Consider the following 15,445-nt stretch of genomic DNA (forward strand, 5'->3'; position numbering starts at 1 on the left):
GTCGCCTGACGAGAGCCAGCTATGTCACGAACGATCGGTTTCGTCGGTCTCGGCATCATGGGCCTCCCGATGGCGAAGAACCTCGTCGACGCCGGCTACTCCGTCGTCGGCTACAACCGCTCGCAGGGCCCCGTAGACGCGCTCGTCGCCCACGGCGGCGAGGGCGCGGACACCGCGAAGGAAGTCGCCGAGCGCAGCGAAGTCGTCCTCTCCTGTCTCCCCGACACCGCCGTCGTCGAGGACGTCGTCCGCGGCGAGGACGGCCTCATGGAGGGGTTCAACGAGGGCGACATCTACGTCGACCACTCCACCATCAACCCCGTCGCGACCGAGGACCTCGCCGCCGACCTCGATGAGATGGGTGTCGACATGCTTGATGCGCCCATCAGCGGCGGCGAGGAAGGTGCCATCGAGGGGACGCTCTCCATTATGGTCGGTGGCGACGACGCCGTCTTCGAGGCCTGTCTCGACCTCTTCGAGGTGATGGGCGAGACCGTCACCCACTGCGGGCCGAGCGGCGCCGGTCAGACGACGAAGGCCTGCAACCAAATCGTCGTCGCCGCCCAGATGGTGAGCGTCAGCGAAGCCCTCGTCTTCGCCGAGAAGGCCGGTGCGGACCTCGAAGCCGTCGTCGAGGCCATCTCCGGCGGTGCCGCGGGCTGCTGGGCGCTCGACAACCGCGCGCCGGACATGATTCGCGGCGACTTCGACCCCGGCTTCTTCGCCTCCTACCAGTACAAGGACCTCCGCATCGCCACCGACGCCGGCGAGTCCTATGGGTCACCGATGCCCGTCACCGAACTCGCACACGAACTCTACAAGAGCATGGAAGAGAACGGCATGGGCCGCGACGACAACTCCGGCGTCATGCAGGTCATCGAGATGCTCGCCGGCACGGAAGCGCGCGTCGAGGAATAGTCCGCGCCGTGCGCGGACGGACACGCGAGCGGGGAGGAACGACCCGCGAGTAGGCGGAACCGAGCGAACGAGGGCCGGCCGAACGGCTGAGCGGCGACGCCTCGTTCAGGGCGCTGGCGGCCCCTCCGGCCCCCACGCGTCCATGTCGCCGTAGAAATTCAGCGTCGCGAACTTCAACTTGTCAGGGTCGATGTCGACCATCTCCTGTCGTTCCTCCGCGGGGAAGCTCCCGTTAACGCTGTACTTGCGCATGTTCGAACGCGACTTCGTCGTGTAGCGGCGGTCGACGAGCATCCGGACGCCGTAGTCGTCCGGCGAACGAATCACCCGCCCGAGCGCCTGCCGGGTCTTCCGGACGGTCGGGATTTCGACGGCGTACTTCCAGCCCGCCCCCGACGAGCCGAACGCCTCGTCGTAGGCGTCCTGCACGGCCTCCGCGCGGGCGTCGAGGCGGGGGTAGGGGACGCCGACGACGGCGACCGTTCGGGCGTCCTCGCCCTCGAAGCTCACGCCCTCCGCGAGCGTCCCCCAGAGCGACGTGAACAGGACGGCATCGTCGTCGGCGACGAAGCGCTCGCGCAACTCCTCGACCGGCGTCCCGGGTTCGTCGAGGTAGCGCGTCCCCTCGATACGGCTCGCGAGCAGGTCGTGGTAGCGTTCGGCCTCGCCGTAGCTCGGGAAGAAGAACAGCGAGTTCCCGGCGGTGAAGCGCGCGGCGTCCGCGAGCACGCCCGCGACCTCCTCCTGCGTCTCGGGGTCGTCGCGGTTCGAGGCGAACAGCGGTTCGGTGTCGACGGCGAACGTCCGGCGGCGCTCCTCCGGGAACTCCAGCCCGTAGGCCATCGTTACCGGGTCCTCGAGGCCGAGGATCTCGCCGGTCACGTCGAACGGCCGGAGCGTCGCGGACATCAGGACGCTCGCGTGCACAGCGTCGAAGAGCTCCGTCGTCACGTCCCGCGGGATGCACGTGTAGAGCTCCGCGCGGCCGTACACCTCGCCCGTGCCCGCGTCGCGCCGGACGGCCGCCGTCGGATACTGCCCGAGCGCGTCCCCATCGGTGAGGTAGGTGTCGATGAACTCCGCCGCCTGCAGGGTCTGGCACTCCTCGCGCGTCGTCGCTTCCCCGTCACGGTAGGCGTCCTCGTAGGCCTCGTCGAGGTCCTCGCCGAGCGAGATTGCGGCGTCGAGGTCCTTCCCGATGCCCCGTCCCTCGTAGGCCTGGAGGAACGCGAGGGTCAGGTCGTCGCGCTTCTCGTCGTTCGCGACGGGAACGTCCGCCCAATTCTCGCCGACGGCCTCCATCGAGCGCGGGCCGTCGCGGCCGGGCCCGATGCCGGCCTCGTAGGTCTCCACGAGCGCGTCCCGGAACGCACCGAGGACGTTTTCGGCGTAGTCGGCGCGGGCGTCAGTCTCTGTCTCACCCGCGAGTTCGTCGAGCGCCTCGTCGAGCGTGTTCTCCGTGAGCGCCTTCGAGGCGTGGTCGCGGGCGGCGTCCTCGACGTTGTGCGCCTCGTCGAAGACGACGACGACGTCCTCGGGGTCCCGGTCCAGCCAGCGGAAGAACTGCGCGCGGATGCCCGGGTCGAGCAGGTGGTGATAGTTGCAGACCGCCAAATCGACGCCCTCCATCGACTGCTTGAGGAGTTCGTAGCCACAGAGGCCGTTCTCCTCGGCGTAGTCGTAGACGTCGTCGGGCGTCCGCACGTCGTCGTAGAGCCACGAGATGAACTCGTCGGTGTCCTCGGTGAGGTTGTTGTAGTAGCGCTCGCAGACGTTCTGCTCGCGCAAGTCCTCGAGTTCCTCGTCCAGCGACTGGAGTTCGTCCAGCACCACGCTCCGGGCTTCGGCGGCGTCGTCGTCACCCTCGCGTGCCGCGTCGAGCAGGACCTCCTGCTGGCGCTCTAGCTGGCGTTTTTCCTGTTCCGTGTCCGCCACCTCGAAGGTGTTGTCCCGGAGTACCTGACACTCCTGGTAGTCGACGTCAATGTGACACATCGACCCCTTTCCGCGGAAGACGACGGCACGAATCGGCTCCGAGTCGTGTATCTCGCGGGCGTCCCGGACGAACTGGCGCATCTGCTGGTGGACGTTCGTCGTGATGACGACCGTCTTGTCCTCCTCGCGCGCGTATTCGAGCGCGGGCGCGAGCGACGCGAGCGTCTTCCCCGTGCCACACGCGCCCTCGAAGAGGACGTCGCGCTCGTCGGCGATGGCGTCCCGGATGCGGTCCATCGCCTCGCGCTGGTTCTCGTAGGGCGACGGCTTCGGGAAGAAGCGCAGGTAGTCCGCGTCGGCGTCCCGGTCGCTGGCAGCCACGGGAAACGACTAGTCGCGTCACGCTATAAAGTCCCGCGGTCGGGCGAGCGTGACGCCGCTACCGCATCAGCTAGAGCACGCGGAGGCCGATCCACATCCCGACGGCCGCGACGGTCGGCATCGTGATGTTGTCGTCGATGACGTAGCCCCGGACGACGGGTTTGAGGCCGTCGGCGAGCGTCGCGCCGAGCGCGCCGATCGCCGCCGGGAGGACGGGAACGCCGGCGGTGACGGCGAGCACGAGGCAGAGCGCGAACGTCGCCGCCATCACGGGCACCGGCTTCCGCGAGAGGCCGCCCGAGTGGAGCAGCCCGCTGAACGGGTCGCCGAGCGTCAACATCAGCATCGCGGGCGCGGCGACGAGCGGCTCGAAGACGAGGCCGGTGACGGCGAGGCCGACGGCGTAGAGGAAGTAGCCGGCGGGGTTGTCCTGCTCGTACTCGCGGGTGAGTTCATCGAACACCCACCACTCGACGCGGCCGGTGAGCCGCAGCGCCTCGAGGCCGACGGCGACTACGAGGCCGACGGCGAGGACGGCCTCGACCCAGAGCCAGGGGACGACTCCGAAGAGCCACGCGAGCGGTAACAGCGAGCCCGAGACGTGGACCGCGCGCCGCCGGAGTTCGGCCACCGTTAGAGGTCGTCGAAGGTCGTCTCGCCCGCCCGGAGGTCCGCCAGCACCGACGTGAGGTTCTCGGTGGGGACGCGGACCTGCTCGGTGCTGTCGCGCTCGCGGAGCGTGACGGTCTCGGGCTCCTCCTCGACGCTCTCGTAGTCGACAGTGACACAGAACGGCGTGCCGACCTCGTCCTGTCGGCGGTAGCGCCGCCCGATGTTCCCGGAGTCGTCGTAGGTGACGTCGTAGCCCGCCGAGCGGAGGTCCTGCGCGAGGTCGCGCGCCAGCTCGCCCATCCCGTCCTTGTCCATCAGCGGGAAGACGGCGACGCCGGTCGGCGCGACGCTCGGGTCGAGGCGGAGGACGGTGCGTTCGCCCTCGTCGATTTCGTCCTCGTCGTAGGCGTGCGCGAGCACCGTGTAGACGGTGCGGTCGATGCCGATGGACGGCTCGACGACGTGCGGCGTCACGTGCCGGCCCGCCTCCGTCTCCTCGGAGACTTCGAAGCCGGTCTTCTCGACGGGTACCGTGACTTCCTCGCCGTCGACTTCGACGGTGACCGCCTCGCCCTCGAAGGCGGCGCGGTCGCGCTTCGCGAGCGACTCAAGTTCGTCCGCGATGGCGCCCGCCTTGCCTCCGTACTCGGGACCGAGGTAAGACATGTCGGGGTCGACGCTCGCGCGCTCGACGGTCTTCGGCTCGTCGTACTGCTTGAACACCGTGAACGACTCGCCGCTGTGCTCGTCGTGCTTCGTGAGGTCGTAGTCCCCACGGTAAGCGTAGCCCGCGATCTCGATCCACTCGGCGTCCTCGCCCGGCGCGGAGACGTCGGCCTCGGCGTCCCAGCAGTCGGAGGCGTAGTGCGCGAGTTCGCCCGACTGGTGCTGACGGAAGCGGAAGCGCTCGAAGTCGACGCCGATGGTCTCGTACCACTCCGCGGCGACGCCGAGGTAGTAGGCGACCCACGGCTCGACGACGCCGTCGTCGACGGCGTCCTGCACGGTGGTCTCGACGTAGTCGCCGTCGGGCTGCTCGCTCGCCGGGTAGAGCGTGAGCTCGACGTCCGCGACCGAGGCGATGTCTGGGCCGTCGCCCTCGGGGTCGACGAACAGTTCGAGTTCCGCCTGCGTGAACTCGCGCGTCCGCACGAGCGCGTTCCGGGGCGAAATCTCGTTTCTGTACGATTTCCCGATCTGCGTGACGCCGAACGGGAGCTGGCCGCGCGCGTACTCCTTGAGGCGCGGGAACTCCACGAAGATGCCCTGCGCGGTCTCCGGGCGGAGGTAGCCGGTCTGGCTCGTCCCAGGGCCGATGTTCGTCTCGAACATCAGGTTGAACTCTTCGACTGGCTGGTCGGCGAGCGGCGCGCCACAACTCGGACACTCGATGTCGTGGGCGTCGATGAGCGCCGCGACCTCGTCGGTCGGGAGGCTCTCGGCCTCCTCGATGTCCGTGTTGTCCTCGATGAGGTGGTCGGCGCGGTGGCTCGCGCCACAGCCCGCACACTCCACGAGCATGTCGTCGAAGCCCTCCAAGTGGCCGGAGGCCTCGAAGACGGGCTCGGGCATGACGGTCGGCGCGTCGACCTCCATGTGGCCCTCCGCGACGGAGAAGCGCTCGCGCCACGTGTCCTCGACGTGCTCCTTCAGCGTCGCGCCCTGCGGGCCGTAGGTGTAGAAGCCGGAGACGCCGCCGTAGGCGCCGCTGGACTGGAAGAAGAACCCGCGGCGCTTCGCGAGTTCGGTGAGCGCCTTCATAGTGCGGCGATGAGGTCGACGTCCCGGACGATGCCGGCGAGCGCGTCACCCGCGACGAGCGGGAGCTGTTCGACGTCCGTCTCCAGCATCTTCTGGGCGGCCTCCTGGGCGGTGCGGCGCTTGGTCAGCGTCACCGGGTCTGCCGTCATGAACTCGGAGACGGCCTCGCTCGGAATCTCGACGTTCCGGGTCGGGAAGTAGCGGTTTCCGGTGGCCTTGATGCCCTCCCACATCCACTCGTCGTCCTGCCCGGCGACGCTCGCGCCGACGTCGTCCTCGCCCTCGACGACGCGCGCGACGTCGATAATGTCGACCTCGGTGAGGATGCCGGTCATGTCCGCCTCGTCGTCGAGCACGATGGCGTAGGGGACGTCCGCGTAGGCGATTTCGCGCTCCGCGACCGGGAGCGGCGTGCCGACGTAGGTCGTGTTCACGTCGCGGCGCGCGAGATCGCCGACCGTCTCGTCGCCGGCCACGTCGCCGTCCGCGATGGCGCGCACGACGTCGGTGACGGTGACGATGCCGGCGAGCGCGTCACCGTCGACGACGGGGACGCGGCGCGCGTTCTCCTCGACCATTAGGTGGGCGACGTCGACGACGTCGGTGTCGCCGGTGGTCGTCGGTACGTCGCGCATCAGGAGCGCGAGCTGGTCCTCGTCGGGACTCTCGATGAGGTCCTCGCGGGAGACGAGGCCACGGTAGACCTCCTCTCCGTCCGCGCCTTTCACGACGGGGACGGCGGAGAAACGCCGCTCCTGGAGGTACTCCAGCACGTCGTCGCGGGTGCCCGGTAGCGAGACGGTCACGACGTCTTCGCGGGGCGTCATCACGTCGGCGACTTTCATGGCGCGGCCTACGATGGCGCCCCATTTGTAGGCTACGACCCGCTTCCGGGCCGCACGGTGGCGACGACGCGCAGTCACCGCGTTACGGATGGGGGAGAAGACGGTCGCGAAGCCGACAGCAGAAAGGGGTTACTCGCCGGCGTCGGCGACGGTCGCGATTTCGGGGAAGAACTTCGTGTGGTCCTCGTGGCGGAAGCTCCCGAGGTGGGTGCGGTCGAGTTTCTCGACGTGCGTGTACATCTCCTCGGTCTCCGCGACGGTCTGGACGAGTTGGCTCGCGTCGCGCTTCAGGTAGGTCGCGGCGAGGAGGATGCACGTCTCGGAGTCCGGGTCGAGGTAGGAGACGACGAGGAAGACCCGCCCCTCGCGCTCGGCGCGGTAGACCTCGTAGGCGGGGAACGCGCCCTCCTCGAAGACCTCCGTGAAGGCCTCGGCGTCGTTCTTCGGGACGACGAAGGCGAAGCCGTAGCGCGCGTCCTCGTCGGCCTCCGGACCGGTGGCGCGCGCCTCGATGCGGACGTCGCCCGCGGTCAGCGTCACGACGTCCCAGCCGCCCTCGCGGCGCTCCTCCGCGAGCGCCTCCATGTCGGCGAGCGTCTCCTCCCACGCCGCGTCGTGGACCTCCGAGCCCACGACTTCCTCGATGCGCTCGGCGGGGTCCTGCCCCTGCTCGGGCGCCTCTCGCTTGTCCATGGCCGAAGATGGGCGACCCAGACGAAAGTGTCTTTCGCGGCCCGTCAGCCCCCGACGCCGCCGACGGCCTCGAGCAGGTAGGACGTCGCGAGCATCGCGACTCCGGAGACGAAGACGAGCACGCCCGAGGGGACGCGCTCGGTGCCCTCGAGCGTGACGCGGTTCGCGGGCGGGAGCGAGAAGACGGCGCGCTGGAAGCGCGTCCGCGCGCGCTTCGCGATGGACTGCTCGTTCGCCTCCTCCGCGCTCTTCCAGCGTGCGCGCGGCCGGAGAATCCACGAGCCGTACCCCACTGCCAGCCACCCGCAGACGAACAGGCCGTACTTCGCGGCGACGAGCGGGCCACCAAAGGCGACGCCGACGAGGAGCGAGACGCACCAGACGAGCGAGACGGCGACGACGACGTACGTCGCGGTGTGGACGGTTCGGCCGACCCAGACGCGCCCCTCCATCGCCTAGCGGTAGTGCTCGGCGACGTAGTCGCTCGGCGACTGGACGCCGTCCTCGTGGCGGTGACAGTGGCTGAAGCGTCCCGCCTCGCTCACGACGTGGTCGGCGGGCGGTTCACGCTCGCACTCGCTCGCGAACTCCTCCGCGAGAATTTGGGAGGCGCCCTCGACGTCGCCCTCCTCGCCGGCACGCGCGGCCTCGTTGACCGCTCGCTCGACGTCCGCCGGGAGGTCGAGGCCGGCGAAGAGGTCCTCGCGGACCTCCTCGATGTCCGCGTAGGGGTCCGAGAGGCCCGCGAACTGCTTCAGGCGCTCTGTCGGCCCGAACTCGACGCCGGCGCGCTGCCGGAGGACGTCGCGGAAGACGTCCACGGCGTCCCAGACGTCGTCGTCGAGGTCGGCGTATTTGTCCGGGCGAATCTTCATCGGACAGCGCGTGCTGAACGGACACCCCGAGGGCGGGTCGCGCGGACTCGGCGGCGTCCCGCGCAGCGTGATGCGGTCCTTCTCGGCGGTCGGGTCGGGTTCCGGAATCGCCGACAGGAGCGCGTGCGTGTAGGGGTTCGCCGGGTCGTCGAACAGTTCCTCCGCCGGCCCGAGTTCCATCACGTTCCCGAGGTACATCACCGCGACCCGGTCACAGATGTGCTCGACGACCGAGAGGTCGTGGGCGATGAAGAGGTAGGTGAGGCCGAACTCCTCCTGGAGGTCATCGAGGAGGTTCAGAATCTTCGCCTGCACGGAGGCGTCGAGCGCCGACACCGGTTCGTCCAGCACGATGAACTCGGGTTCGAGCGCGAGCGCGCGGGCGATGCCGATGCGCTGCCGTTGGCCGCCGGAGAACTGGAAGGGGTAGCGGTAGTAGTGCTCCTCGTTCAGCCCGACGGTTTCGAGGAGGTCGCGGACGCGCTGGCGGCGCTCTCGCGGCGTCTTCCAGTCGTGGACGTCCAGCGGCTCCTTGATGAGTTCGCCGACCGTCATCCGGTCGTTCAGGCTGGAGTCCGGGTCCTGGAAGACCATCTGGACGTTCCGCCGCCACGCCTTCAGGTCCTCGCCGCTGAGCGTCGTCACGTCCGTCCCCGCGTAGTCGATGCGGCCGTCCGTCGCCTCCTCGAGGCGGACGAGCGTCCGGCCGAGCGTCGTCTTCCCACAGCCGGACTCGCCGACGAGACCCAGCGTCTCGCCCTTCTTGATGTCGAAGGAGACGCCGTCGACGGCCTTCACGGGCTTCCCGCCGAGCAGGCCCTCCTCGCCGTAGTAGGTCTTCAGGTCGTCGACGTGGACGAGCGTCTCGCCCATCTCGACGTCGCTACGGTGCGTCGCGTCCTCCTCTCTCGTCATACTCATTGGCTATCGACCTCTCGTTCGCTCTCGCGGTCGCGGTGCAGTTCGACCGCCTCCTCCTGCGGGACGTCCTCCGGGTAGAGGAGGCAGGCGGCGGTGTGGTCCTCCGCGTCGTCGCTCACGGGGACGCTGGCGGGGTGGACGCTCCGGCAGTCGTCGAACGCCTTCGGACAGCGCGGCGCGAACCGACAGTCCGTCGCCTGACTCGTCGGCGTCGGCACCTCGCCCTCGATGGTCGCAAGGCGCTCGCCGGCCTCCGTCCGCCCCGGAATCGCGCCGAGCAACCCCTCCGTGTAGGGGTGTTTCGGATGCTCGAAGAGTTCGACGACGTCAGCGTGCTCGATGATTTCGCCCGCGTACATCACGTTCACGCGGTCGCAGACCTCCGCGACCACGCCCATGTCGTGCGTGATGAACATGATGGCGAGGTCGTGCTCGGTCTGCAGTTCCTCGAGCAACTCGAGAATCTGGGCCTGAATCGTCACGTCGAGCGCCGTCGTCGGCTCGTCACAGATGAGCAGGTCGGGGTCGCAGGCGAGCGCCACCGCGATGACGGCACGCTGACGCATCCCTCCGGAGAACTCGTGGGGGTACTCCTTCACGCGCCGGGGCGCGTCCGGGATACCGACCTGCTCGAGGAGATCGATGGCCTTCTCGGTCGCCGCGGACCCGCGGAGGCCGCGATGAATCCGGAGGGCCTCCTTGATCTGGTTTCCGACCGTGTAGACCGGATTCAGGCTGGAGAGCGGGTCCTGGAAGACCATCGCGATGCGGCTGCCCCGAACGTCCTGCCACTCCTCCTCGGTGTTGTCGGTGAGCTCCTCGCCGTCGAGGCGGACCGAGCCACCGACGACGCGGCCGGGGTCCTCGACGAGGCCCATGATGGAGCGGGCGGTGACCGACTTCCCGCTCCCGGACTCGCCGACGATGCCGACCGTCTCGCCGCGCTCGATATCGAAGGAGACGCCGTCGACCGCCCGAATCGTCTCCTTCTCCGTGAAGAACGCGGTCTGGAGGTTCTCGACGCTGAGCAACGGTTCGTCGTACGACTCGGTCGTCGTCGCTGTCGTGGATTCACTCATGTGTTAGGCACCTCCGACCGCCGCAGCCTCCTCGGAGGACCCGCCCTCGCTACGCGGGTCGATGGCGTCGCGAATGCCGTCGCCGAGCGCGTTGAACCCGACGACGACGATGGTGATCGCCAGTCCGGGCAGCACCGAGATGTGCCACGACGGCGAGATGATGTAGCTCTGGCCGATGGAGATGGCGCGCCCCCACTCCGGCGTCGGCGCGTTGATGCCGAGCCCGAGGTAGGAGAGGCCGGCCGTCCCGATCATGATGCCGCCGATACCCATCGAGGCGTAGATGAGCAGGTAGCCGATGACGAACGGCGCGACGTGCTTGCGGACGAGCGTCGGGACGCTCTCGCCGAACGACTTCGCGGCGTCCACCCACTCGTTCTCGACGGTCTGGAACGCGGGCCCACGGACGGCGCGCCAGAGCCCCGGCCACCCCCAGAAGCCGAAGATGAGCGCGAGTAACAGCCCCCCGCTATAGATTTGCGCGATCCACGTGTCCTGGAGGATGACCCCGAGCATGATGAGGACGAGCAGGCGCGGCATCGCCTGTACGGAGTCGCTCACCAACACGGTCACGAGGTCAAAGACGCCCTTGTAGTAGGCGCTGAGGAGTGCGAGGGCGAGCGCGATGATGCCGCTGATGAGCGTCGCGAGCATCCCGATGAACAGCGAGATTCGCGCGCCGGCCGCCATGAACGTGAACAGGTCCTTCCCGGACGGGAGCGTGCCGAACGGGTGGAAGCGCCCGAAGTTGTCGTAGGCGCCGATACCGACGTTCTGCCCGGCGCCGCGCGAGGCCGACTGGAGGTTCGCCGCCCCGACGCTGATGGTCTGGACGCCGCCGTCGTAGTACTGTATCTGGTTGCTGTACGGGTTCGCGATGTTCTGGTCGACGGTGGTCGGGCCGAGCGTCGGCGCGAACACCGCCATCACGATGAACGCGACGACGACGATGAACCCGAACTGCCCCCAACGGTGGCCGCGGAGGCGGTCAACGGCGTCGTCGGTCGGGGTCCACCCGGCGTAGCGGTAGTGCTCACGGAAGACAAGGTAGCCCTTCCACATCCAGCCGAGGAAGAAGAACGCGTAGGCGTAGACGAGGGCGACGCGGAGCGCCCAGACGACGGCGGGTGCGAGGCCCATGAACGTCTCGTGCCACTGGCCGTTGGGCGTCTGGTAGCCCTGGTTGTCGAGCCACGTTCGCGAGAGGAGCGTCGGAACGTCCGCGAGCGCGTTCCCGACGGACGCGACGGCGTGGCCGACGCCACCGAGCCACCCGAACAGGGTCGCCCACGGCCAGCTCATCACGAAGTTCGCGAGCGCGCCGAACTCCACCGCGACGAGGAGGGCGAAGACGAGCGCCCAGCGCGCGGCCGGAGTCGGGTTGTCACGGATGCGGTCCAGGAGGGGTTCGTCGTCGAGGTCGTTTCGAGCACTCATGATTCAGTGGCTGTCGTAGCCGACGCGCGGGTCGATGATGGTGTAGAGGATGTCCTGAACGATGTTCATCCCGACGATGATGACGATGAAGATGAACATCAGCGCGCCAGCGAGCGGGATGTCCCCCTGCGTCATCGCGCGGAAGAACAGGTAGCCGATGCCGTTGATGCCGAAGACGTACTCGATGAGGACGCTCCCGCCGATGAGGAGGAACGCCTCGGCGCTGATGACCGGAATGAGCGGGATGAGGGCGTTCCGGAAGATGTGCTTCCAGACGATGGCGCGCCCGGAAACGCCTTTCGCTCGCGCCATCTCCACGTAGTTCGAGTTCTTCGCCTCCAGCATCGCGGTGCGCCCGATGCGCATCTCGTTGCCCATCGACGCCGACCCGAGGACGATGGACGCGGGGAGGATCATCTTCAGCGCGACGAGGAACTGGTCGACGTCGAGGGAGGGCAGGAGGCCGTCCCACGTCACCATCCCGTCGAGCGGCGGCGCGCCGACGACGTTCGTGGAGACGATCCACGTCTTCCACGCGAACGCGCCGTTCGTGATGTCGCCGGAGCGCGAGAGGACGGTCATCAGGACGACGGCGAGCCAGAAGTTCGGCATCGCGCGCCAGACGATACCGCCGAGGCTCGCGACGTAGTCGGCGAACGTGTTGGGGTTCAGGCCGGCGTAGAAGCCGAGAGGGATGCCGATGAACAGCGGGATGAGGACGGCCCAGAAGCCCATCCAGACGGTGCGGGGCGCGTAGTTCAGAATGATGTCGTAGACGTCCGTGCTCGGGCTGATGACGTAGGACTGGCCGAGCTGGAACGTCAGCATGTCCGTCATGAACTGGATGTACTGGGCCCAGAGCGGCTTGTTCAGACCGAGCTGTGTCTCGAGTTGCTGGACCTGTGCGGGTGTCGCGCTCTTCCCGAGAATCGACGCGGCCGGGTTAATCGGCCCCGCGTAGAGGAGCAGAAACGTCAGCGACGTTCCGAACAGCACGACCGGCAGCGCGAGGACGAGGCGCTTCGCGAGATACACCCACCGGCTCACGGGTAGTCACCTCGGCCTCTGGAGAGCGCGTTCATCGTTACGCGTGTCATTAACCGGCTTGCCGTAATTATTACTTCCGTTTCTGAGAGGCGTTATTCCCGACGTAGAAGCGTCTATTCGTCTGAAAAGCGGCGAATAGTTCGACGAAGAGTCTGATTAGTTACTGGTTCTTGTACTGGCTCCGGTCGCCGACGGAGAGCTCGTTGAACCGCATGTTCGCGGTGCCCATCGCTCCCGAGCGCTCCTTGTCGAGCCACGGGTAGTCCATGTGGTGCTCGACGAGGAAGAACAGCGGGACGATGACCGCGTCCTCCATCCACGCCTTCTCCATCTTGAGGTAGGCGTCGGAACGGACCTGCGCGGCCTCTTCGGTCGGCGCCATGTTGTTCTGGATAGTCTCCCACGCGTTCTTCGCCTTCTGGGAGGCGTCCGTCCCGGACCAGTCGTAATAGGACGTCGCGGACGGGTTGCTCGTGTCCGTCTGCGGTGGGTAGACCATCTGCAGGAAGTTCGTCGCCGCGGGGTAGTCCGCACCCCAGCCGGCGGACACCATGTCGAAGTTGCCGTTGTGCTCCTTCGTCAGCATCGTGGAGAATTGCGGCTGCTCGATGGTGACGTTGATGTGCGCGGAGGCGAGCATGTCACGGACCAGCTGGCCGAGCTGACGCCACGTGTCGCTCTGGTAGAGCGTGAGCGTCAGGTCATAGGTCTTGGACTCGCTGTAGCCGGCGTCCTCCATGACCTGCTTGGCCTTCGGGAGCATGTTCTCGCCGCCGGTGCCGTAGGGATAGTTCTCCTGGGCGAACTTCTCCTGCTCCTGCACGCCACCGGGGAAGAGCCCGGGCGGGGTGAGGGTGTGTGCAGGGTTGTAGCGGTCCTTGAAGATGTTCTTCACGACGGACTGCTGGTTGACCGCGTAGGAGACGGCCTGCCGGACCGGCTTGGGCACGTTCTCGCAGTTGAACGCGAACCAGTAGGTGACGAGCGAGTCGACCTTGTAGTAGTCAGCGGTGAGGCCGTTCTCGAGCGGCCCGTAGGTCCCGTACTCGCGCCCGCGGTCGTCGGTCCCCTCGATGGAGATTTTGGACTTGTCCCACTTCGCAGAGGGGACCGTGGGGTTGTCCGCGTTCATGTTGAGCACGGAGTAGGTGTAGATGGCGTTCGTCTTCTCGAGGATCTGCATGTGGACGCCGTTCACCTTCGGGCCGCTCCCCCAGTAGTCGTCGCGCGCGGCGAGGTCGAGCGAGACGGAGCTCTGCCACTCTTCGAGCGTGAACGGCCCGGAGCCGACAGGGTTCTCGTTGGCGAACTTCTTGTGGGTCATCCGTCCGTCGTAGCCCTCGATGTCGCCGAGGATGCCCTCGGGAATCGCGGCGAAGCCACGGTAGGCGAGGATGCGCAGCGCCGCGAAGTTCGGCGACGAGAGCGTCACTTCGAGCGTGTGGTCGTCGACGGCCGTGACGGACATCGACTTCGGCTTGTACTGCTCGACTTCGTTGCCCTTCTCGTTGGTCGTAGTCGTCGTCTCGTGCTCGACGCCGAGGAAGTCGAGCAGGAACGTCGCCCGACGGGAGTTGTCGGACGCGGCGAGGCGCTCCCACGAGTAGACGAAGTCCTGCGCGGTGACGGAGTCGCCGTTGTTGTAGGTGGCGCTCTCCTCGAGGTGGAAGGTGTAGGTCTTCCCGCCGTTGGAGACCTCGTAGTCCGTCGCGAGGAGGTTCTCGACGTCGACCTCACCGTTCGGGTAGTTGGTCAGCGTCTCGAAGATCTGCTGGATGGCGTACGCGGACGCCTCGTCGGTGAACTCGACTGGGTCCAGCGTCGAGACGGAACTGTTCACCATCGAGAACGTGTTCGCGCCGATGTCGGGCGACGTCGTCGTCCCCGACGTCTGATTCCCCGACGTGGTCGTGGAGGTGGTTTCGCCACCATCGCCGCCACACCCGGCGAGCGCGGCCGCAGTCGCCGCACCGCCCGTCGCTTGGAGGAAGCGACGGCGTGAAAGGTTGCCAGAGTTTGTCATCCAACACCTTTTTACTATCGGTCAGGCTTAAACTTGCCGCTCTTGAGTGCTTTTCAACTTCCGGGTCACTTCACCGACCGTTCGGATACCTCGATGGACGATGGGTTGCCAGACCTTCGGGGAGACGCCGGTCAGCGGACCAACGAGTTTTTATACCCCCTGTCACATGATACTATGTAACATGGCATCCGATACGACCGTCGTGCCGAGCGCGGACCGCCGCGCCGGCGACGTCATGGCCGCCGTCGACGAGGACGGCGGAGAGGAGCGCTTCGTCATCGCCGACGTCTCCGTCGAGGAGGCGTGGCTCGCCGCACCCACCGGCGCGTCGAAGTCGCTCGCCGCGATGCGCTAATCCCGTTCCTTTTTCTCTCCCGCCGCCGACGCCTGCGGTATATGGACGCACGGGAAGTCACGGGCGAGCGCGAGTTCGCCGTCCGCTTCGACTACGGCGAGGAGTGGGTCGCGGAGATCGAGTCGTTCGTCGCCGCCGCAGACGTCGAGTCCGGGTGGTTCCACGCCACGGGCGCCGTCGAGGACGCCGAACTCGCCTACTACGACCAGGACGCCTTCGAGTACGAGACCGTCACCTACGACGAGCCGCTCGAAGTCGCCGCCTGCACCGGCACCATCGCGCTCGACGAGGACGGCGAGCCGTCCGTCGACGCACACGTCGTCCTCTCGCGGCCGTCCGGGCAGACCGTCTCCGGCGCGCTCGTCCGCGCGACGGTCTTCGACGGCGAACTCTACTGTCGGACCTTCGAGGACGCACTCACCCGCGGGCGCGACACCGCAAGCGGCCGCGAGCTCTGGGAGTGACGCGGGGCCGGAGGCACCGCGGGAAACCGAACGGTGAGCGAAGCGAGGTGCGACCCCGAACGGTACCGAGCCGAACACAATCCTCAATAGCCTCACGGC

The 15,445-nt window shown here is 67.5% G+C and carries 14 protein-coding genes; 3 read left to right on the forward strand and 11 right to left on the reverse strand.

Features of this window, described 5'->3' with window-relative positions:
• Positions 1 to 21 precede the first annotated feature (21 nt).
• Positions 22 to 918: an NAD(P)-dependent oxidoreductase gene (locus ACQUS8_RS07345; protein WP_435099013.1), complete on the forward strand. Its 897-nt coding sequence runs from the start codon at positions 22 to 24 to the stop codon at positions 916 to 918.
• A gap of 105 nt (positions 919 to 1,023) precedes the next feature.
• On the opposite strand, the gene ACQUS8_RS07350 is transcribed toward ACQUS8_RS07345, so the two are convergent.
• The 11 genes from ACQUS8_RS07350 to ACQUS8_RS07400 all read right to left on the reverse strand — a co-directional run bounded on the left by ACQUS8_RS07350 (position 1,024) and on the right by ACQUS8_RS07400 (position 14,527).
• A complete protein-coding gene (locus ACQUS8_RS07350) occupies positions 1,024 to 3,198 on the reverse strand; it encodes an ATP-dependent DNA helicase (protein WP_435099260.1) in 2,175 nt (724 codons plus the stop codon).
• A 106-nt stretch (positions 3,199 to 3,304) separates the two neighbouring features.
• Positions 3,305 to 3,865 (reverse strand): dolichol kinase, encoded by a 561-nt coding sequence (locus ACQUS8_RS07355; protein WP_435099015.1) that lies wholly within the window; start codon positions 3,863 to 3,865, stop codon positions 3,305 to 3,307.
• A gap of 2 nt (positions 3,866 to 3,867) precedes the next feature.
• The gene (glyS, locus tag ACQUS8_RS07360; RefSeq protein ID WP_435099017.1) at positions 3,868 to 5,607 is read right to left on the reverse strand and encodes a glycine--tRNA ligase; all 1,740 of its coding nucleotides are present in this window, start codon (positions 5,605 to 5,607) and stop codon (positions 3,868 to 3,870) included.
• Complete coding sequence (locus ACQUS8_RS07365) at positions 5,604 to 6,452, reverse strand: CBS domain-containing protein (RefSeq protein ID WP_435099019.1); 849 nt, start codon at positions 6,450 to 6,452, stop codon at positions 5,604 to 5,606. The genes glyS and ACQUS8_RS07365 overlap by 4 nt, the downstream gene beginning before the upstream one ends.
• A gap of 129 nt (positions 6,453 to 6,581) precedes the next feature.
• Positions 6,582 to 7,145, reverse strand: a complete 564-nt coding sequence (locus tag ACQUS8_RS07370) for a DUF7529 family protein (RefSeq protein WP_435099021.1) — start codon at positions 7,143 to 7,145, stop codon at positions 6,582 to 6,584.
• 44 nt (positions 7,146 to 7,189) lie between these two features.
• Complete coding sequence (locus ACQUS8_RS07375) at positions 7,190 to 7,597, reverse strand: DUF7555 family protein (RefSeq protein ID WP_435099023.1); 408 nt, start codon at positions 7,595 to 7,597, stop codon at positions 7,190 to 7,192.
• Between the two features lie 3 nt (positions 7,598 to 7,600).
• Positions 7,601 to 8,941: an ABC transporter ATP-binding protein gene (locus ACQUS8_RS07380; protein WP_435099025.1), complete on the reverse strand. Its 1,341-nt coding sequence runs from the start codon at positions 8,939 to 8,941 to the stop codon at positions 7,601 to 7,603.
• Positions 8,938 to 10,020 carry an ABC transporter ATP-binding protein gene (locus ACQUS8_RS07385; RefSeq protein WP_435099027.1) on the reverse strand — a complete coding sequence of 361 codons (1,083 nt, stop codon included), beginning with the start codon at positions 10,018 to 10,020 and terminating at the stop codon, positions 8,938 to 8,940. The genes ACQUS8_RS07380 and ACQUS8_RS07385 overlap by 4 nt, the downstream gene beginning before the upstream one ends.
• 3 nt (positions 10,021 to 10,023) lie before the next feature.
• Entirely contained in the window at positions 10,024 to 11,457 is a 1,434-nt protein-coding gene (locus tag ACQUS8_RS07390; RefSeq protein WP_435099029.1) for an ABC transporter permease, read from the reverse strand.
• A gap of 3 nt (positions 11,458 to 11,460) precedes the next feature.
• Entirely contained in the window at positions 11,461 to 12,504 is a 1,044-nt protein-coding gene (locus tag ACQUS8_RS07395; protein ID WP_435099031.1) for an ABC transporter permease, read from the reverse strand.
• A 160-nt stretch (positions 12,505 to 12,664) separates the two neighbouring features.
• Complete coding sequence (locus tag ACQUS8_RS07400; protein WP_435099033.1) at positions 12,665 to 14,527, reverse strand: peptide ABC transporter substrate-binding protein; 1,863 nt, start codon at positions 14,525 to 14,527, stop codon at positions 12,665 to 12,667.
• Positions 14,528 to 14,708: 181 nt separating this feature from the next.
• Here ACQUS8_RS07400 and ACQUS8_RS07405 point away from each other — a divergent pair, with 181 nt between their 5' ends.
• On the forward strand, positions 14,709 to 14,882 hold the full coding sequence (locus tag ACQUS8_RS07405; protein WP_435099035.1) for a DUF7556 family protein: 174 nt from the start codon (positions 14,709 to 14,711) through the stop codon (positions 14,880 to 14,882).
• Positions 14,883 to 14,923: 41 nt separating this feature from the next.
• Positions 14,924 to 15,346, forward strand: a complete 423-nt coding sequence (locus ACQUS8_RS07410; protein ID WP_435099037.1) for a PPC domain-containing DNA-binding protein — start codon at positions 14,924 to 14,926, stop codon at positions 15,344 to 15,346.
• Positions 15,347 to 15,445: the final 99 nt, after the last annotated feature.

It is taken from the genome of Halarchaeum sp. P4, assembly GCF_051195175.1.
In the GTDB taxonomy this organism is placed as follows: domain Archaea; phylum Halobacteriota; class Halobacteria; order Halobacteriales; family Halobacteriaceae; genus Halarchaeum.

Bases quoted from the DNA above. Each gene is read 5' to 3' on its own strand.
- ACQUS8_RS07345 (WP_435099013.1), top strand. From the start codon at position 22: ATGTCACGAACGATCGGTTTCGTCGGTCTCGGCATCATGGGCCTCCCG.
- glyS (WP_435099017.1), bottom strand. From the start codon at position 5,607: ATGAAGGCGCTCACCGAACTCGCGAAGCGCCGCGGGTTCTTCTTCCAG.
- ACQUS8_RS07365 (WP_435099019.1), bottom strand. From the start codon at position 6,452: ATGAAAGTCGCCGACGTGATGACGCCCCGCGAAGACGTCGTGACCGTC.
- ACQUS8_RS07370 (WP_435099021.1), bottom strand. From the start codon at position 7,145: ATGGACAAGCGAGAGGCGCCCGAGCAGGGGCAGGACCCCGCCGAGCGC.
- ACQUS8_RS07375 (WP_435099023.1), bottom strand. From the start codon at position 7,597: ATGGAGGGGCGCGTCTGGGTCGGCCGAACCGTCCACACCGCGACGTAC.
- ACQUS8_RS07380 (WP_435099025.1), bottom strand. From the start codon at position 8,941: ATGAGTATGACGAGAGAGGAGGACGCGACGCACCGTAGCGACGTCGAG.
- ACQUS8_RS07385 (WP_435099027.1), bottom strand. From the start codon at position 10,020: ATGAGTGAATCCACGACAGCGACGACGACCGAGTCGTACGACGAACCG.
- ACQUS8_RS07390 (WP_435099029.1), bottom strand. From the start codon at position 11,457: ATGAGTGCTCGAAACGACCTCGACGACGAACCCCTCCTGGACCGCATC.
- ACQUS8_RS07400 (WP_435099033.1), bottom strand. From the start codon at position 14,527: ATGACAAACTCTGGCAACCTTTCACGCCGTCGCTTCCTCCAAGCGACG.
- ACQUS8_RS07405 (WP_435099035.1), top strand. From the start codon at position 14,709: ATGGCATCCGATACGACCGTCGTGCCGAGCGCGGACCGCCGCGCCGGC.
- ACQUS8_RS07410 (WP_435099037.1), top strand. From the start codon at position 14,924: ATGGACGCACGGGAAGTCACGGGCGAGCGCGAGTTCGCCGTCCGCTTC.